Origin of the sequence: Nocardia amikacinitolerans NBRC 108937, assembly GCF_001612615.1 — a bacterium.
GTDB lineage: Bacteria > Actinomycetota > Actinomycetes > Mycobacteriales > Mycobacteriaceae > Nocardia > Nocardia amikacinitolerans.
Genome location: NZ_BDAU01000004.1, coordinates 165231 through 181713, shown reverse-complemented (window position 1 = coordinate 181713; position 16483 = coordinate 165231). Strand labels below are relative to the sequence as shown.

At 69.5% G+C, this 16483-nt stretch carries 19 protein-coding genes; 4 read left to right on the top strand and 15 right to left on the bottom strand.

The window, feature by feature from the left end; genetic code table 11:
• Window positions 1-3: 3 nt before the first annotated feature.
• From ruvA to NAM01S_RS04845, 3 genes are all read right to left on the bottom strand, one after another.
• Window positions 4-609 carry a Holliday junction branch migration protein RuvA gene (gene ruvA, locus NAM01S_RS04855; protein WP_067779843.1) on the bottom strand — a complete coding sequence of 202 codons (606 nt, stop codon included), beginning with the start codon at window positions 607-609 and terminating at the stop codon, window positions 4-6.
• A complete protein-coding gene (gene ruvC, locus NAM01S_RS04850; protein WP_067779840.1) occupies window positions 606-1175 on the bottom strand; it encodes a crossover junction endodeoxyribonuclease RuvC in 570 nt (189 codons plus the stop codon). The genes ruvA and ruvC overlap by 4 nt, the downstream gene beginning before the upstream one ends.
• An 89-nt stretch (window positions 1176-1264) precedes the next feature.
• Entirely contained in the window at window positions 1265-1771 is a 507-nt protein-coding gene (locus NAM01S_RS04845; protein WP_067779837.1) for an O-acetyl-ADP-ribose deacetylase, read from the bottom strand.
• A gap of 74 nt (window positions 1772-1845) precedes the next feature.
• Here NAM01S_RS04845 and NAM01S_RS04840 point away from each other — a divergent pair, with 74 nt between their 5' ends.
• The 3 genes from NAM01S_RS04840 (at window position 1846) to NAM01S_RS04830 (ending at window position 3138) form a co-directional block, all read left to right on the top strand.
• Window positions 1846-2052: a DUF5988 family protein gene (locus NAM01S_RS04840; RefSeq protein WP_067779834.1), complete on the top strand. Its 207-nt coding sequence runs from the start codon at window positions 1846-1848 to the stop codon at window positions 2050-2052.
• A gap of 220 nt (window positions 2053-2272) precedes the next feature.
• A complete protein-coding gene (locus tag NAM01S_RS04835; RefSeq protein WP_067779831.1) occupies window positions 2273-2635 on the top strand; it encodes a metalloregulator ArsR/SmtB family transcription factor in 363 nt (120 codons plus the stop codon).
• Complete coding sequence (locus NAM01S_RS04830) at window positions 2632-3138, top strand: SRPBCC family protein (RefSeq protein WP_067779828.1); 507 nt, start codon at window positions 2632-2634, stop codon at window positions 3136-3138. The genes NAM01S_RS04835 and NAM01S_RS04830 overlap by 4 nt, the downstream gene beginning before the upstream one ends.
• Window positions 3139-3193: 55 nt before the next feature.
• On the opposite strand, the gene NAM01S_RS04825 is transcribed toward NAM01S_RS04830, so the two are convergent.
• The 4 genes from NAM01S_RS04825 to NAM01S_RS04810 form a co-directional block, all read right to left on the bottom strand.
• The gene (locus NAM01S_RS04825) at window positions 3194-3946 is read right to left on the bottom strand and encodes a YebC/PmpR family DNA-binding transcriptional regulator (protein WP_067779825.1); all 753 of its coding nucleotides are present in this window, start codon (window positions 3944-3946) and stop codon (window positions 3194-3196) included.
• Window positions 3947-4089: 143 nt separating this feature from the next.
• A complete protein-coding gene (locus NAM01S_RS04820) occupies window positions 4090-4923 on the bottom strand; it encodes a C1 family peptidase (protein ID WP_084482499.1) in 834 nt (277 codons plus the stop codon).
• A 140-nt stretch (window positions 4924-5063) separates the two neighbouring features.
• Window positions 5064-5714 carry a pyridoxal 5'-phosphate synthase glutaminase subunit PdxT gene (gene pdxT / locus NAM01S_RS04815; RefSeq protein ID WP_067779822.1) on the bottom strand — a complete coding sequence of 217 codons (651 nt, stop codon included), beginning with the start codon at window positions 5712-5714 and terminating at the stop codon, window positions 5064-5066.
• 47 nt (window positions 5715-5761) lie between these two features.
• Entirely contained in the window at window positions 5762-6580 is an 819-nt protein-coding gene (locus NAM01S_RS04810; RefSeq protein ID WP_067779819.1) for an acyl-CoA thioesterase, read from the bottom strand.
• A 197-nt stretch (window positions 6581-6777) separates the two neighbouring features.
• Between NAM01S_RS04810 and NAM01S_RS04805 the strand changes: the two genes are divergently transcribed.
• A complete protein-coding gene (locus tag NAM01S_RS04805; RefSeq protein WP_084482497.1) occupies window positions 6778-7386 on the top strand; it encodes a nucleoside/nucleotide kinase family protein in 609 nt (202 codons plus the stop codon).
• Window positions 7387-7626: 240 nt separating this feature from the next.
• Here the strand turns inward: NAM01S_RS04805 and NAM01S_RS04800 are convergent, their stop codons facing one another.
• The 8 genes from NAM01S_RS04800 to thrS form a co-directional block, all read right to left on the bottom strand.
• Window positions 7627-8121 carry a WKL family lipoprotein gene (locus NAM01S_RS04800; protein ID WP_067779816.1) on the bottom strand — a complete coding sequence of 165 codons (495 nt, stop codon included), beginning with the start codon at window positions 8119-8121 and terminating at the stop codon, window positions 7627-7629.
• A 207-nt stretch (window positions 8122-8328) separates the two neighbouring features.
• Window positions 8329-9249, bottom strand: coding sequence for a pyridoxal 5'-phosphate synthase lyase subunit PdxS (gene pdxS / locus NAM01S_RS04795; protein WP_067779814.1), 921 nt, complete (start codon window positions 9247-9249; stop codon window positions 8329-8331).
• A gap of 436 nt (window positions 9250-9685) precedes the next feature.
• The gene (locus NAM01S_RS04790) at window positions 9686-10729 is read right to left on the bottom strand and encodes an NUDIX hydrolase (protein WP_067780122.1); all 1044 of its coding nucleotides are present in this window, start codon (window positions 10727-10729) and stop codon (window positions 9686-9688) included.
• Window positions 10729-11853 (bottom strand): glycosyltransferase family 4 protein, encoded by a 1125-nt coding sequence (locus NAM01S_RS04785; RefSeq protein WP_067779811.1) that lies wholly within the window; start codon window positions 11851-11853, stop codon window positions 10729-10731. Before NAM01S_RS04785 ends, NAM01S_RS04790 begins: the two co-directional genes overlap by 1 nt.
• A complete protein-coding gene (locus tag NAM01S_RS04780) occupies window positions 11850-12824 on the bottom strand; it encodes a phosphatidylinositol mannoside acyltransferase (protein ID WP_067779809.1) in 975 nt (324 codons plus the stop codon). Before NAM01S_RS04780 ends, NAM01S_RS04785 begins: the two co-directional genes overlap by 4 nt.
• A 70-nt stretch (window positions 12825-12894) precedes the next feature.
• Window positions 12895-13557, bottom strand: coding sequence for a phosphatidylinositol phosphate synthase (gene pgsA, locus NAM01S_RS04775; protein WP_067779806.1), 663 nt, complete (start codon window positions 13555-13557; stop codon window positions 12895-12897).
• Between the two features lie 53 nt (window positions 13558-13610).
• Window positions 13611-14192 carry an ATP adenylyltransferase gene (locus NAM01S_RS04770; protein WP_067779803.1) on the bottom strand — a complete coding sequence of 194 codons (582 nt, stop codon included), beginning with the start codon at window positions 14190-14192 and terminating at the stop codon, window positions 13611-13613.
• Window positions 14189-16249: a threonine--tRNA ligase gene (gene thrS / locus NAM01S_RS04765; protein ID WP_067780120.1), complete on the bottom strand. Its 2061-nt coding sequence runs from the start codon at window positions 16247-16249 to the stop codon at window positions 14189-14191. The genes NAM01S_RS04770 and thrS overlap by 4 nt, the downstream gene beginning before the upstream one ends.
• Between the last annotated feature and the right edge of the window lie 234 nt (window positions 16250-16483).

Genomic DNA, 16483 nt, shown 5'->3' with positions numbered 1-16483 from the left:
GGCCTATCGGTTCTTGCCGAGCAGGGAGAGCGCGGCGCGCAGCGCGGTCGAGGTGTCGGCGGCGGGCTGGTCGGCGAGCACGGTGTCCACGGCCTGCTCGGCCTGTTTGGCGGGGAAGCCGAGCCCGGTCAACGCTTCCACGACCTGCTCGCGGACCGGGGTGAGCACCGGAGCGGGCGCGCTGCCGGGTGGGCCCGCCTGCACCGGAACGAGATTCACCTTGTCGCGCAGTTCCACCACCATGCGCTCGGCGCCGCGCTTGCCGATGCCGGGCACCCTGGTCAGCGCGGCGACATTGCTCTCGGCCAGCGCCTTGCGCAGCGCCTCCGGCTCGAGCACCGCGAGCACCGCCATGGCCAGTCGTGGGCCGACACCGGAGACCGTCTGCAGCAGACCGAACAGGTCGCGCGCTTCGGTGTCGGCGAAGCCGTACAGCGTCATCGAGTCCTCGCGCACGATCATCGCCGTGTACAGGCGGGTTTCCTCGCCGCGCGTCAGGGCGGCCAGCGTGGAGGGGGTCGCGTTGAGCCGGTAGCCGACGCCCGCCGCCTCGACCACCGCGTGGTCGAGCGCGATCTCCAGCACCTCGCCGCGTACCGACGCGATCACCCGCGCACCGCCTTCCGTTGTTCCGCCAGTCGTTCGGTGTAGCGCCGCCGCGCCTCGGCCGCCTTGGCCTCGGCCGCGGCCATCCGCTCCAGCAGCGGCGCCCGCCAACAATGACAGATCGCCAGGGCCAGCGCATCAGCCGCGTCCGCCGGTTTGGGCGCGACCTGCAGGCCGAGGATGCGGGTGACCATCGCGGTCACCTGCGCCTTGTCCGCCGTGCCGTTGCCGGTGACCGCGGCCTTCACCTCGCTCGGCGTGTGAAAGGCCACCGGAATCCCGCGCCGCGCCGCCGCCAGCGCGATGACGCCGCCCGCCTGCGCGGTGCCCATCGCGGTGCGCACGTTGTGCTGGGCGAACACTCGCTCGATCGCGACCGCCTCCGGCCGGTGGGTGTCCATCCAGTGCTCGGCGGCATCGGCGACGCGCATCAACCGCTGCGCCAGTTCCATGTCCGCGGGGGTGCGCACCACATCGACATCGAGCGCGGTGACCTTGCGACCGAGCCCACCCTCCACGATGCTGAGGCCGCACCGGGTGAGCCCGGGGTCGACGCCCATCACCCGCACGAATTCCCCTCTCGCAGACACGAACAACTGTTCGAGAGTCTAACGGAGCGCCGCGGACCGGGTCACCAGCGACACGGTGGATGCCGCCCTCAGGCGTGTTCGGCGAAGGCCGCGTAGGCGCGTTCGTCGAACAGCACGAAGCGCACGGTCCGCACCGCGGTCTCGGTCGCGCGGACTGTCTCGACCGCGATGCGCGCGCCGTCCTCGATCGGCCAGCCGTAGACGCCCGTGGAGATGGCCGGGAACGCGACGGTGTGCGCGCCGAGTTCGTCGGCGACCCGGAGGGATTCGCGGTAGCAGGAGGCGAGCAGCTCGGAACGGTTCTCGGTGGCCGACCAGACCGGGCCGACGGTGTGCACCACCCAGCGCGCGGGCAACCTACCCGCCGTGGTTGCCACCGCCTTTCCGGTGGGCAGACCCTTGCCGTAGCGGGAAGCGCGCAGGTCACGACACTCGGACAGGATCTCGGGACCGCCTTTGCGATGGATGGCGCCGTCGACTCCCCCGCCGCCGAGCAACGAGGAGTTGGCCGCGTTCACCACCGCGTCGACCGCCTGCTCGGTGATATCGCCGCGCACGAACTCGATTCGGACCATGCCGGAATTCTTCCGCGCCCGACGGTCCGGTGAAAATACCCAGGCGGCGGCGCCGCCGGAACTACCATCGGACAATGAGCAACGGTGCGAAAGCCATCCTCGAAGGCGGGCCCGCGGACTTGCCGGAGCGGGTCGTTCCGATCACCCCTCCGGGAATCGAGCTCAAAATCCCCTTCAAGGGCGGTTACGAACATTTCAAGGTCACCCAGCGGCAGGCCGACACCGAGTCGGGTCGCCTGACCGTCTACGAGTGGTGTGACCGCACGAAGGTCGCCGAATAGTCGAAGCGGCCTCTCGCGTGAGCGACCCGCCGAGCGGCCGCCCACGGATCCCTTCCGGGCGCGTTCGGTAGGCGCCCGCCATCCCGGCGGCTGGCGAATCGCCGTGCTGCCGTTCCCCTTCCCCCGCGTACCGACGGCCGCCGACCCACCGGTCGGCGCCCGTCCCGACCCGTGTGCGAATCCATGGACAAATGCGTAACCAAGTGGTTACGCTTTACCCGTGGACGAGGTGGCCGCGGCGATCGCCGACCCGGTGCGCAGGGAAATCCTGGAGATGCTGCACAGCGCCAGGCTGACCGCGGGCGAGATCGCCGAGCGGTTCGAGATCAGCAGGCCCGCGGTGAGCAGACACTTGCGGGTGCTGCGCGAGAGCGGACTGGTGCGCGACAAACCGGTCGGCCGACAGCGCTTCTACGCGCTGAACGCCGAACCGCTCGCGGAACTGGCCGGGTGGATCGCGCGCTTCGAACGGCCCGCGGGCTGGGCGCAGCGCCTCGACGCACTGGAAACCGAGATCTACCGCACCCGCCGGGAGCGCAGGCAGCCTCCCGAAGATCGCACGACGAGGGAGAACACGGCATGACCAAGCAACCCACCGGACGCCTGCTGCCCGCCGACCGAGGGCGCGACCTCGTCCTGACCAGGACCTACCGCGCCCCGATCGCGGACGTGTGGGCGAGCCTCACCGAATCGGACCGCACCGCGCGCTGGTTCGGTCCGTGGAAGGGTGAGGCGGGACCAGGCCGCACCGTGCAGGTGCAGATGGTCCACGAAGACGAGCAACCGTGGATGGAGATGACCATCGACGCCTGCGAACCGCCGCATCGGCTGGCGGTCTCCGCGATCGACGAGTACGGATCCTGGATCCTCGACGTGCGGCTGACCGAGACCGATGGCGTCACCGAACTGCGTTTCACCCACCACCTGCGCACCGACGACGAGGTCGCGCAGGCGCCGCAGGTCGGGCCGGGCTGGGAGTACTACCTCGACCTGTTCGGCACCGCGCGGGAGGGCGCCGAACCGCCGAACTTCGACGACTACTACCCGCCGATGGCCGACTACTACCGCGCGCAACTCGGCGCCTGACCCCGGAAACGACGGCGAGCCCCGGACCGGGTCCGGGGCTCGCCGTGTGGTCGGCTCAGTCTTCGAGCTGCGCGAGGACCTCGTCGGAGATGTCCACGTTGGTGTAGACGTTCTGCACGTCGTCGCTGTCCTCTAGCGCGTCGACCAGCTTGAACACCTTGCGCGCCGCTTCGGCGTCGACCGCGACCGACACCGACGGCTGGAAACCGGATTCGGCGGAGTCGTAGTCGATTCCGGCCGCCTGCAGCGCCTTGCGCACGTCGATCAGATCGCTCGGATCACTGATGATCTCGAAAGACTCGCCGAGGTCGTTGACCTCCTCGGCACCCGCGTCCAGCACGGCCATCAGCACGTCGTCCTCGGACAGCCCGTTCTTCTCCAGGGTGACGATGCCCTTGCGGTGGAACAGGTAGGACACCGAGCCCGGGTCGGCCATGTTGCCGCCGTTGCGGGTCATCGCGACGCGCACCTCGCCCGCGGCGCGGTTGCGGTTGTCGGTGAGGCACTCGATGAGCACCGCGACGCCGTTGGGGCCGTAGCCCTCGTACATGATGGTCTGCCAGTCGGCGCCGCCCGCCTCTTCACCGCCGCCGCGCTTGCGGGCGCGCTCGATGTTGTCGTTGGGGACCGACGACTTCTTGGCCTTCTGGATGGCGTCGTACAGCGTCGGGTTGCCATCCGGATCACCGCCACCCGTGCGGGCCGCCACCTCGATGTTCTTGATCAGCTTCGCGAAGAGCTTGCCCCGCTTGGCGTCGATCGCGGCCTTCTTGTGCTTGGTGGTGGCCCATTTGGAGTGGCCGCTCATTCCCTACTTCCTTCAGGTCGGTTGCACTGGGAGTGACCGCCGGGGACGGCGGCGCCCCGGGGAGGGATCGAGCCGCGTGCCAACCGAGCGGACAACTCCTCCAGCCTAATGGACGCCGTCGAGACGGCATCCTCCCCAGCCCCTCAGAGCGAGACCACGTACGCCTCCGGGAAGAACGCGCCCTTGATGTACTTCGGCGACGCGTACGCGAAGCCCTTGTCGCCCCACGCGGTGCCCCAGCTGTTGCGGACGATGAAGTGCCCGCTGGGCAGGTAGCCGACGATGGCGACGGCGTGCCCGCCGCGTTCGGTGCCCGCCGCGAAATCCTCCAGGAAACCCCCGTTGGCGGTGGCGTTGTCCCAGGTGTCGTCCACCATGAACCCCGCGAGGATCGGACGGCCGTCGGCCAGCACGGTCTTCCACTGGTTGAGGTTCTTGCCGACGTTGAAGTACGAGGCGATGCGCAGGGTGGCCGCGTGCGCCCAGAAGGTGTTCTCCTGGCCGCGGTACATCTTGGTCTGGATGTGGAACGGCAGCAACGATTCCTCGACGACGCCGTACTTCTTGCAGACCTCGACGGCCGACTTGAGCTCGGTGCCCGCGCCCTCGATGAAGGTCTCCGGCCGCTGGAAGAACGCGTCGGTCTCCTTGGAGGCCATCCATACGAACCGCGGTGAGACGCGGCGGTCGCTGTTCAGCTTGCTCGCGGTCACCAGGTGGTAGCGCATCAGTCCGTCGCCGGTCGCCCAGCCGACGCAGGACCCGGTGTCCTCCTGGTCGCCGATGGTCCACCAGTCGCGGCGCAGGTCCACCGAGTTGGGCAGTGCCGTGACGGCGCCGAGCGCGCCGACGGACAGTGCGTCGGTGAACGTCCAATCCCGCTCGGTGTCGCGGGAGGGGACCAGATTGCAGATCCGTGCCTCGGCGGGCACCGGCTCTTCGTTGTTCGCACGGGGTGCGGAGATGACTTCGGTCATGGTCGTGCTTCGTTCGTCCGGTGATGTCGCCACCACGCCCGGGTCGGTCGGGATCGCCCGGATGGCAGCGATGATCCACCGCGCGGCGCGGCGAAACGCGAGTACTCGATTACCCGTTTCACCAGCGGGTTCGGCGCGAACTACGCAGCGACGACCAGATCGACGAACATGCGGTGCACCCGCAGGTCGCCCGTCACCTCGGGGTGGAAGGAGGTGGCGAGCACCTTGCCCTGGCGCACCGCGACAATGCGGCCCGCGAACGGACCGGAGGGCACCGTGGCGAGCACCTCGACGTCCGCGCCCGCCCGCTCGACCCACGGCGCGCGGATGAAGACCGCGCGCACGGGGCCGTCGGTCAGACCCGCGAAATCCAGATCGGTCTCGAAGGAATCGACCTGGCGTCCGAAGGCGTTGCGGCGCACCGTCATATCGATGCCCGACAGATGCTTGGCGTCCGGCCGGGTGTCGAGCACCTCGGAGGCGAGCAGGATCATGCCCGCGCAGGAACCGAAGGCGGGCATGCCGTCGCGCAGCCGCGCGCGCAGCGGTTCGAGCAGCTCGAACGCCTCCAGCAGCTTGCTGATCGCGGTCGACTCGCCACCGGGCAGCACCAGCCCGTCCACGGCGGCCAGCTCCGACGCCCGCCGCACCAGCACCGGCTCCGCGCCGCACTGCTCCAGCGCCGCGATGTGTTCGCGCACATCGCCTTGCAAAGCAAGAACACCGATGGTGGGCCGGGACGGCGTCTGCCGCGCCTCGGCGGCGGGTGCGGCGACCGATGATGCGTTCACCCCGCCGAGCTTATTAGTCCCAGCGCTGTGTGCCCGCTCACGGTCGCTCAGTCGCGCAGGGTGCGGATCAGTCCCTCCTGCACGACGGCGGCGACGAGCTTGCCCTCGCGGTTGAAGATCTTGCCGCCGGTGAGCGCGCGGCCGAAACCGGCCGACGGCGAGGACTGGTCGTAGAGCAGCCAGTCGTCGGCGCGGAACGGGCGCAGGAACCACATCGCGTGGTCGAGCGACGCGTCCTGGGTCTTCTCGTCGGGGTGGGTGACCTTGGAGGAGCCGAGCAGCGTCATGTCGCTCATGTAGGCCAGCGTGCACACGTGGAACAGCGGGTCGTCGGGCAGCGGGTGCCGGTAGCGGAACCACACCTGCTGCTGGGAGACCACGCCGTCGCGGCGCGACACCGACTCCTGCGGCACGGTGCGGATATCCCAGTGCTCCCATTCGCGCATCGCCCACAGCCGTTCCGGGCTCATCGAGGTCTGCGCGTCCGGCAGGTCCTCCGGCGCCGCCACCTCGGGCATCACGTCCTGATGCTCCGGGCCCGCGTCGCCGACGTGGAACGAAGCCGACATAGTGAAGATCGCCGCGCCGTCCTGCACGCCGGTGACCCGGCGGGTGCAGAAGGAGCGGCCGTCGCGAATCCGCTCCACCAGGTACACGGTCGGCTCCTGCGGGTTACCCGGCCGCAGGAAGTATCCGTGCAGCGAGTGCACCTGGAAATGCGGCTCCACCGTGCGCACCGCCGACACCAGCGCCTGCCCGGCGACCTGACCGCCGAAGGTGCGAGCCAGCTGGGTCTTCGTGGACGCGCCACGGAAGATGTCCCGCTCCAGGCGTTCGATCTCCAATGCCTCTTCGATTGTCGCCATGCGCTGAGGTTAACCAACGGCGTCCGATTCGCCCCGTTCGGCCACCGGTCGAGGAGATCGACCGGATGCCAGGCGGTTGCCGGATGTCGCGCTGGTCACAGCACGAGGGCAACGGAATTCGCCGTGTCCGGGCCTGCCACACCGGTCTCTCCGGGCCGCGGGACGGTATCCGCGTGCGCGTCTGCTGTGATGGAACGGTGCCGCAGTTCGTGCCGATCACCCAGGACGGCCTAGCCGATCTGCTCGTCGACCGGCTCCGCGCGCTGCCGGGCCGCCGGGTGATCGCCATCGACGCGTCCGACGCCGCGGAGCCCGTCGCGTTCGCCCGGCGCGCCGCCGAAAGACTTCGCGGGACAGGACGTTCCGCCGATGTCGTCGCACTGCACGACTACGTCCGCCCCGCCTCGCTCCGCATGGAATTCGGTCGGGAGGACGAATTCTCCTACCGCACAGCGTGGTTCGACTACGACGCGGTCCGCCGCGAGGTGATCGACGCGCTGCGCGCACACGGCCGCTGGCTGCCCGCGCTGTGGGACGAAACCGCCGACCGCTCGGCTCGCGCGGCCGTCCGCGCCGCACCCGCCGATCTGGTGCTCTTCGTCGCGGGCCCCATGCTGCTCGGCCGCGACCTGGCCTTCGATCTGACGGTGCGCCTCGACCTCAGCGAGGCGGCGCTGCGCCGACGGACGCCGCAGGACGAGCACTGGACCATCCCCGCGCTGCTGTCCTACGACCGCGAGAACCCGGAGCCGCCAACGTTTTCGGCGCGCTGGGACCACCCCGACCGCCCAGCGTTGAGCACCTGAAGCCGGCTGCGACCCTCGTATCCCGGTGTGCCGCACGGCGAAGGCTCGCCACGCGGGACCGGGAAGCACGACACCCGGTCGCGATACGCGGCCGGGTGTCGTTGGCGCAGTGGCGATTCGACGGTGTTCGACGAGTGGCACACACAGCGGTAGCGGAGCTTCCGCCACCCCCGACGTTGTGTGCCACTCGCCCGCCGAGGCGTGTGCGGCACGATCCGCGTTTCCGGCGGATCAGCGCTGTCAGGCGCAGGCGGGTGATTGCTGACCGAGGTTGGTCAGCATTCCGCAGGCCCACGCCTTCTGGACCTTCCAGGTGCCGTTCTCGGCGACGAACGGCACGTCCGCGATGTTCTCCTGGTTGTTGAGCACGATCTTGGCCTTGGCGTTGATGGTGTCGCCGAAGGCGGTCACCTCGGTCACCACGACGCTCGCGCCGGTCTGCTGGTAAGCCTGCGCCAGCCTGCCGGGAAGCTCGGGATCGGCCTCGGCGCCCTGGATCATCGCCAGCTTCTCCTGGTTCGGCACCGCCGGGTCGAGCGCGCGCTGCAGCTGCGCGTTCAACTGCTCCACGGTCGGCACCGGCGGGACGTCCGCCGCGGTGGCCTTGGCGCTCGTGGTGGCGCGGGTCGGCGTGGCCTCGGTGCTCTTGTCCTCGCCACCGCACGCCGTCAGGCTCAGCGCGGCCGCGACGGCCAGGCCCGCGATCGCGATTCTTCCGGTCTTCCGAAGCTTCAAGCTCTTGGTCCTTTGCGTTCGAATCGGTCGGCATCACCGGCGACCCGTGCTGCTCGCCGTAGATCGAAACTTAATCGCCTGCTCTGAGGGAACTCTGAGATCGCGGTATGGCGGTTCGAAGAGTCGAGAGCGCGAGACGCGAAACGCCCGGCCCCTGGACGTTGCTCAGGGACCGGGCGTCAGGAAACGCAGGTGCGGAGTTACGACTCACCAGCCGCGTTCGGCGAGCCGGTGCGGCTGCGCGATCTCCTCGACGTTGATGCCGACCATGGCCTCGCCGAGGCCGCGGGAGACCTTGGCCAGCACGTCCGGGTCGTCGTAGAAGGTGGTGGCCTTGACGATGGCGGCGGCGCGCTGCGCCGGGTTGCCGGACTTGAAGATGCCCGAGCCGACGAACACGCCCTCGGCGCCGAGCTGCATCATCATCGCGGCGTCGGCCGGGGTGGCGATGCCACCGGCGGTGAAAAGCACGACCGGCAGCTTGCCGGTCTCGGCGACCTCGCGGACCAGCTCGTACGGCGCCTGCAGTTCCTTGGCCGCGACGTAGAGCTCGTCGGCGGGCAGCGCGGCGAGCTTGCGGATCTCCTGGCGGATCTGGCGCATGTGGGTGGTCGCGTTGGACACGTCACCGGTGCCCGCCTCGCCCTTGGACCGGATCATGGCCGCGCCCTCGGTGATGCGACGCAGCGCCTCGCCGAGGTTGGTGGCGCCACAGACGAAGGGAACGGTGAAGTTCCACTTGTCGATGTGGTTGGTGTAGTCGGCGGGGGTGAGCACCTCGGACTCGTCGATGTAGTCGACGCCGAGGCTCTGCAGGATCTGCGCCTCCACGAAGTGGCCGATGCGGGCCTTCGCCATGACCGGGATGGAGACGGCGCCGATGATGCCCTCGATCATGTCCGGATCGCTCATCCGGGACACGCCGCCCTGGGCGCGGATGTCGGCGGGCACGCGCTCGAGCGCCATGACCGCGACCGCGCCCGCGTCCTCGGCGATCTTGGCCTGCTCGGGGGTGACGACGTCCATGATCACCCCGCCCTTGAGCATCTCGGCCATGCCGCGCTTGACGCGGGCGGTGCCGACGGTGTTGGTGGTCTCGGGCGTGGTCACGGCAAACTCCTGGGTCATGTGCGCCTATCCGGTCGCGCGGAACGAAACGACCCAATTCTAGGCGTGCCGAGAAAGCCACTTGATAGCCAGTTGAGGGCCACTGGACTGGTACCGAGGCCGACTCGGGGACCAGCTCCGTGTGAAGTGACACGCGCCACCCCGCCGAATCGACTCCGGGTCGTCAGCGAACCTTTCGCGATCGAGCCCGCGCGGAATCCGCCGGGCCGACCCGGCTCAGATCGGATTCACGACCAGCAGGTGCGCCCAGTACTCGGCGGCCGTCGGGCCCACGAGCGGCAACAGGAAATCGAACAGCAGATACGACATGAACTACCTACCTCCAACACCAGACAAGGACCGCCCCGCATCATCGAGGAGCACCGAATCCGGATACCCGCGGGGACGCGATCCAGTCACGAAGCTATCACGATCGTGAACCAGATCACAGGCACGCTCAGCGGATGGAGCGGACCTCGGGGTCGTCCGCGCCCGCCGCGATCTCGGCGGCTTCGGGGAGCAGTTCGTCCAGGTGATAGGGGTAGACGGTCTCGCCGGAGCGGTCCAGGGTCGCGATGTCGGCGGGCGCGCACCACTGGTGCCCGGTGATGGATCGGCGCTCGATCACGGTCAGGTTGCCCGGTTCGGGCGTGAAGGCGGGCACCCGCAGCACGAAGAACAGCTCCTCGGCGCGGATCAGCTGCCCGTCGAACGGGAACACCGCCACGCGCCGCCAGATCGGGCCGCGCAGACTCTCGGGATCGGCGCGGTGCCCGGTCTCCTCCCACAGTTCGCGCACGGCGGCCGCGCGCAGCGACTCCCCCGGCTCCACACCGCCGCCGATCGTGAACCAGAACGAGACCGCCGGGGTCTTCGGGTCGTTGCCGCGCATCAGCAGCACCCGGTCCTGCTCGTCGAGCAGGACGACGCGCGCCGAGGTGCGGATCGTGTCCACCGCCAGACCGGTCGAGGCGGCGGGCGTCGCGCGCTCGGTGATCTCGAAATAGGTGGGCAGCGGCGCGGTGCCGCCCAGGTGCAGCAGCCGGACCGGACGCCGGGTGCGCAGCGCGAGCGTGTCGCGGACCGCGTCGTTGTGGAAGCGCCGGGCGATCAACACCCTGGCCTCTGCGTCGGCGAGTTCGGCGACCAGCTGGGGGCGCAGCTGGGCGATGTCGACGGCCGAGAGCGCCGAGGAGAGCTGGTTCTCCACCGTCTCGCGTTCCGCGCGGCCGGCGCGTTCGGCGCGATCGGCCAGGGTGGACAGGCGTTTGGCCTGGTCGGTCAGCGCCGGGTCGGAGACCGGACCTGCGATCGCCATCGCCACCGCGCGGGCCACCACCGCCCGCCTGGCCAGCGCCGAGTCCAGCGCCTGCCAGGACTGGTCGGAGCGCACGTGCAGCCGGTCGAGCCGATTCGCCGTGGAGTAGGCCCACAGACCGATCGCGACGACGACCGCCGCGATCAGCGCGAGAACGAGAACCGTTGTGGCCGAGAAGGTGATCATCCTGCGGCCCGCACCCTGGTGTCGCCGATGGTGACGGTCTCGTAGACCCGCAGGATCTGCTCGGCGACCACCGGCCAGTCGTATTCGCCGACCACCTGATTGGCGGTGTGCACCAACGATTCCCTGCGCACTTCGTCGGTCAGCACGGTGTCCAGCGCGGCCGCGAGCCGGGCCGAATCCCCGACCGGGACCAGCATGCCCGCGGTGCCGTCGCGCAGCACCCTGCGGAACGCGTCGAGTTCGCTGGCCACCACCGCGGTGCCCGCGGCCATGGCCTCGATCAGGATGATGCCGAAGCTCTCACCGCCGAGGTTCGGCGCCACGTAGACGTCGGCGCTGCGCATGGCCGAGGCCTTCTCCTCGTCGGAGACCTGGCCGAGGAAGCGCAGGTGTCCGGCGTTCGGCCCTGCCTCGCGCCGCAGCCGCTCCTCGTCGCCGCGGCCGACGATCAGGATCTCCAGGTCGGGGTGGCGGCGTACCAGCTCCGGCAGCGCGCCGAGCAGCACCTCCATGCCCTTGCGCGGTTCGTCGTAGCGTCCGAGGAACAGCACCGTGCCGCCCGCGCGCGGATAGCCAGGCAGCATCGGAGCGCGCGCGAACGCGGCCACGTCGACGCCGTTGGGGATTTCCACCGCGTCGGAGCCGAGCGCCTCCACCTGCCAGCGCCTGGCCAGCTCCGAGACCGCGATCCGGCCGCTGATCTTCTCGTGGTAAGGCCGGAGCACCCCCTGAAAAGTGCTGAGCACCAAAGACTTCGTGGTCGAGGTGTGGAACGTCGCGACGATCGGACCCTCGGCGATCTTGAGCGCGAGCATGGACAGGCTCGGGGCGTTGGGCTCGTGGATGTGCAGCACATCGAAATCGTTGCCGTCGATCCAGCGGCGAATCCTGGTGTAGGCCATGGGGCCGAACGAGAGCCGGGCCACCGAGCCGTTGTAGGGAATCGCCACCGCGCGTCCGGCGGAGACGACGAACTCCGGCAGCGGGGTGCCCTCCGAGGCGGGCGCGAGCACGCTCACGCGGTGCCCGCGTTCGATGAGGACCCGCGCGAGCTCCACCACGTGCGCCTGCACACCGCCGGGGACGTCGAACGAATAGGGGCAGACCATGCCGATCTTCACGGCGCCTCGTCTCCTCCGCCCTGCGCTTTTCCACCCTGCGCCGCGACTCCGCCCTGCGCGGCGGCGATCCTGGCCCTGCGTTCCTCGGACAGGTCGCTCTCCCACAGCGGTTGCAGCATGTGCCAATCGGCGGGGTGTTCGGCGATATTGGCGGCGAAACGGTCAGCGAGCTGCTGCGTCGCCGCCGTGACGCCACCCGAGACGTCCAGCCGCTCTTCGCATTTCAGGCCCCAGGCTTCCTCGCCGTCGCCGTCCACGGTGAACCAGCAGTGCACCGGTATGAGCGCGGCGCCGGTCTCGATGGCCAGCTTGGCCGCGCCCGCGGGCATCCAGGTGCGCTCACCGAAGAAGGTGACCGGCACCCCGCGACCGGTGAGATCGCGCTCGCCCATCAGGCAGACGATCTTGTTCTGGCGCAGGCGTTCGGCCAGCAGGGCGAACGGCGGCTGCTCGCCCCCGGTCAGCGGGAACACCTCGAAACCGAGGCTCTCCCGGTAGGCGACGAAGCGCTCGAACAGCGACTCCGGCTTCAGGCGCTCGGCGATCGTGGTGAGACCGCCGTAGTTCTGGACACACCACAACCCGGCCATGTCCCAGTTCCCGGAATGCGGCAGCACCAAGAGCGCGCCGCGCCCTTCGGCCAGCGCCGCGTCCAGGTGCACCAGTCCGCCGACCGGCAGCCGCGACGATTTGCCCAGCGCGACGTGGTCCATCGTCGGCAGCCGGAAAGCCTCGCGCCAGTACCGCGCGTAGGAGCGCATGCTCGCGCGGATCAGGTCGTCTGGCACCTGCTCGGGCGGCACGCCGAGCACGCGGGCGAGGTTGCGCCGCAACTGAATCGGGCCGCCGTTGCGCGCTGCCTGTCCCCCGCCCCAGTCGAACACTCGCCGGGCCGCGCCTTCCGGAAGCGCCCTGACCAGTCGCCAGCCCGCCGCATAACCGGCGTCGCTCAACCGTTCCCCGATATTCACCGTTCCCCCGATCCCACAGCACCGACGATACGACCGAAAACCCGGACCGGTGCGCGGAGTCTCGGTGCGCTCACCGCGCCTCCTGCGGCGCGGCGGGCGGGATGACCTCGCGCGCACCGGGCGAATTGCGCACCGCGAGCACGCGCTGGAACACCGTCACGATGCTGAGCACCGCGAGGATCCACATGGCGACGTGCACCGCCCAGGTCAGCCACTCGATGCCCCAGTGGCCGCCGAGACCGGTGAAGCCCGCGCCGACGAGCACGATGATCAGCCGGTCCGGCCGCTCGATGATGCCGCCGTCGGCGGACAGGCCGCTCGCCTCGGCGCGCGCCTTGGCGTAGGAGATGACCTGCGAGGTCACCAGCACGACCAGCGTCGCGAAGAACAGCCACTTGTTGTTCTCGTGGTACACCGCCCACCAGGCCAGACCGCCGAAGATCGCGCCGTCGGCCACCCGATCGCAGGTGGCGTCGAGCACCGCACCGTATTTCGTGCCGCCCCCGCGCGCCCGTGCCATGGCGCCGTCGAGCATGTCGAACATGACGAACAACCAGATCACCATGGTGCCGCAGAACAGGTGACCGGTCGGGAAGAGTGTGACCGCGGCAGCGATCGAGGCCGTCGTGCCGATCAGGGTGACGGCATCCGGGGTCAGACCGGTGCGCACCAGCGCCTTGCCCAGCGGAGCGGTGGCCTTGGCGAACGTCTCACGGCCGAAGAAACTCAGCACCGGCTACACCCGCACCCGGTCGGCTCCGACGGACGACGCACCGCGGTGCTCGATCACTCCGTCTCCTTCCACGCTTCGGCGAGCAGGGCTCTCGTCTCGCGCAGCAACTGCGGCATCACCTTGACACCGCCGACCACGGTGATGAAGTTCGCGTCGCCGCCCCAGCGCGGCACGATGTGCTGGTGCAGGTGGTCGGCCAGCGAGCCGCCCGCGACCCCGCCGAGATTGAGCCCGACATTGAAGCCGTGCGGGCGCGAGACGCTCTTCATCACCCGGATGGCCCGCTGGGTGAACGCCATCAGCTCGGCGCTCTCGGCGTCGGTGAGGTCCTCCAGGTTGGCCACCCTGCGGTAGGGCACCACCATCATGTGCCCCGGGTTGTACGGGTACAGGTTCAGCACCGCGTACACCAGCTCACCGCGGGCGATGATCAGGCCGTCCTCGTCGGACATCTTGGGGATGTCGGTGAACGGGTGACCGGTGGCATCCGTCGGGCGCGAGCCAGCGGCCTCGGTGATGTAGGACATCCGGTACGGCGTCCAGATGCGTTGCAGCCGATCGGGATCGCCGGCACCGATGTCCACGATGTTCCCCTGCTCCGTGTCGTCCAGGTCGGCGAGCCCGTCCGCGGTCATGCCCCACCTGCCGCGACGATCTCGAACCCCTCGGCGGTCGGCGAGGCGTTCTCGCGGCGCGCGATCCACGCGACGATGGTGGCCACCGCGTCGGCGACGGGCACCCCGTTGACCTGGGTGCCGTCCCGGAAGCGGAAGCTCACCGCGCCCGCGTTCACGTCGCGCTCACCGGCGAGCAGCATGAACGGCACCTTCTGCGCGGTGTTGTTGAAGATCTTCTTCTGCATCCGGTCGTCGCTGCGGTCGACCTGGGCGCGGATGCCCTCGTCGTGCAGCAGCTCGATCACCCGATCCAGATGCGGCGCAAAGGCTTCCGCGACCGGGATGCCGACCACCTGCACCGGCGAGAGCCAGGCGGGGAAGGCGCCGGCGTAGTGCTCGGTGAGCACGCCGAAGAAGCGCTCGATGGAGCCGAACAGCGCGCGGTGGATCATCACGGGGCGCTGCTTGGTGCCGTCGGAGGCGGTGTATTCGAGGTTGAAGCGCTCGGGCAGGTTGAAGTCGAGCTGGATGGTCGACATCTGCCAGGTGCGGCCGAGCGCGTCCTTGGCCTGCACCGAGATCTTCGGACCGTAGAACGCGGCGCCGCCCGGATCGGGAACCAGCTCCAGGCCGGAGGCCTCGCCGACCTTGGACAGGGTCTCGGTGGCCTCCTCCCAGATCTCGTCGGAGCCGACGAACTTCTCCGGGTCCTTGGTGGACAGCTCCAGGTAGAAGTCGTCAAGGCCGTAGTCCTTGAGCAGATCCAGCACGAAGCGCAGCGTGTCGGTCAGCTCCGAGTGCATCTGCTCCTTGGTGCAGTAGATGTGCGCGTCGTCCTGGGTCATGCCGCGCACCCGGGTCAGGCCGTGCACCACGCCGGACTTCTCGTAGCGGTAGACCGAGCCGAACTCGAAGAGCCGCAGCGGCAGTTCCCGATACGACCGGCCGCGGGACCGGAAGATCAGGTTGTGCATCGGGCAGTTCATCGGCTTGACGTAGTAGTCCTGGCCGGGCTTGCGGACGGTGCCGTCGTCGTTGAGCTCCGCGTCCAGGTGCATGGCCGGGAACATGCCGTCCTTGTACCAGTCCAGGTGGCCGGAGACCTCGAAAAGATGCCCCTTGGTGATGTGCGGGGTGTTCACGAACTCGTAGCCCGCGGCCACGTGGCGGCGGCGCGAGTACTCCTCGAGCTCCTTGCGGATGATGCCGCCCTTGGGGTGGAACACCGGAAGGCCGGAGCCGAGCTCGTCGGGGAAGCTGAACAGGTCGAGCTCGAGGCCGAGCCTGCGGTGGTCGCGGCGCTCGGCCTCGGCGAGCAGGTGCAGGTGCTCGTCCATGGCCTCCTGGGATTCCCAGGCGGTGCCGTAGATGCGCTGCAGGTCCTCGCGGTTCTGGTCGCCGCGCCAGTAGGCGGCCGAGCTGCGGGTCAGCTTGAAGGCCGGGATGAACTTGGTGGTCGGGATGTGCGGGCCGCGGCACAGGTCGCCCCAGACCTTCTCGCCGGTGCGCGGATCCAGGTTGTCGTAGATGGTCAGCTCTTTGCCGCCGACCTCCATGACCTCCGGGTCGTCGATGCCGGACTTGTCGCTGATCAGCTCGAGCTTGAACGGCTCTTTGGCCAGCTCGACGCGGGCCTCGTCGATCTCCACGACGCGACGCGAAAAGCGCTGCGCGCCTTTGACGATCTTCTTCATCCGGGATTCCAGCTTGGCCAGATCCTCGGGGGTGAAGGGCCGGTCGACGCGGAAGTCGTAGTAGAACCCGTCCTTGATGGGCGGGCCGATGCCCAGCTTCGCCTCCGGGAACTCCTGCTGCACGGCCTGGGCGAGCACGTGCGCGGCGGAGTGCCTGATCACGCTGCGCCCGTCCTCGGTGTTGGCGGCGACCGCCTCCACCTCGACGTCGGTGTCCGGGGTCCAGGACAGGTCCTTGAGCGCGCCCTCGGCGTCGCGCACCACGACGATGGTGTCGGGGCCCTTGGTCGGCAGACCCGCCTCGCGCACCGCGGCGCCCGCCGTAGTCCCGGCCGGCACCCGGACGAGGGTGGCTGGGCTGATCGGGGCTGAGGTCGTCACGGCGGCGCTCTCCTTGGCGTTCTCGTGGGCGGGCCTGTTCCCGCGCGTCGGCGCCGGGCGGCAATCGCCCGGCGCGACCAATGCTAGCTGTCCCGCCGTCCCGCGATTCGCGCCGGTCGCGAGCGCCTCGAGCGTGGCGTCACGAGCCGAGTGTCGGGTCCCCGGCCGGGTTCTCGGCGTATCCGGCGCGTGGTCGGTGTGCGCGCGAAACCCGCTGTCGCGGTGGGGTAGCGG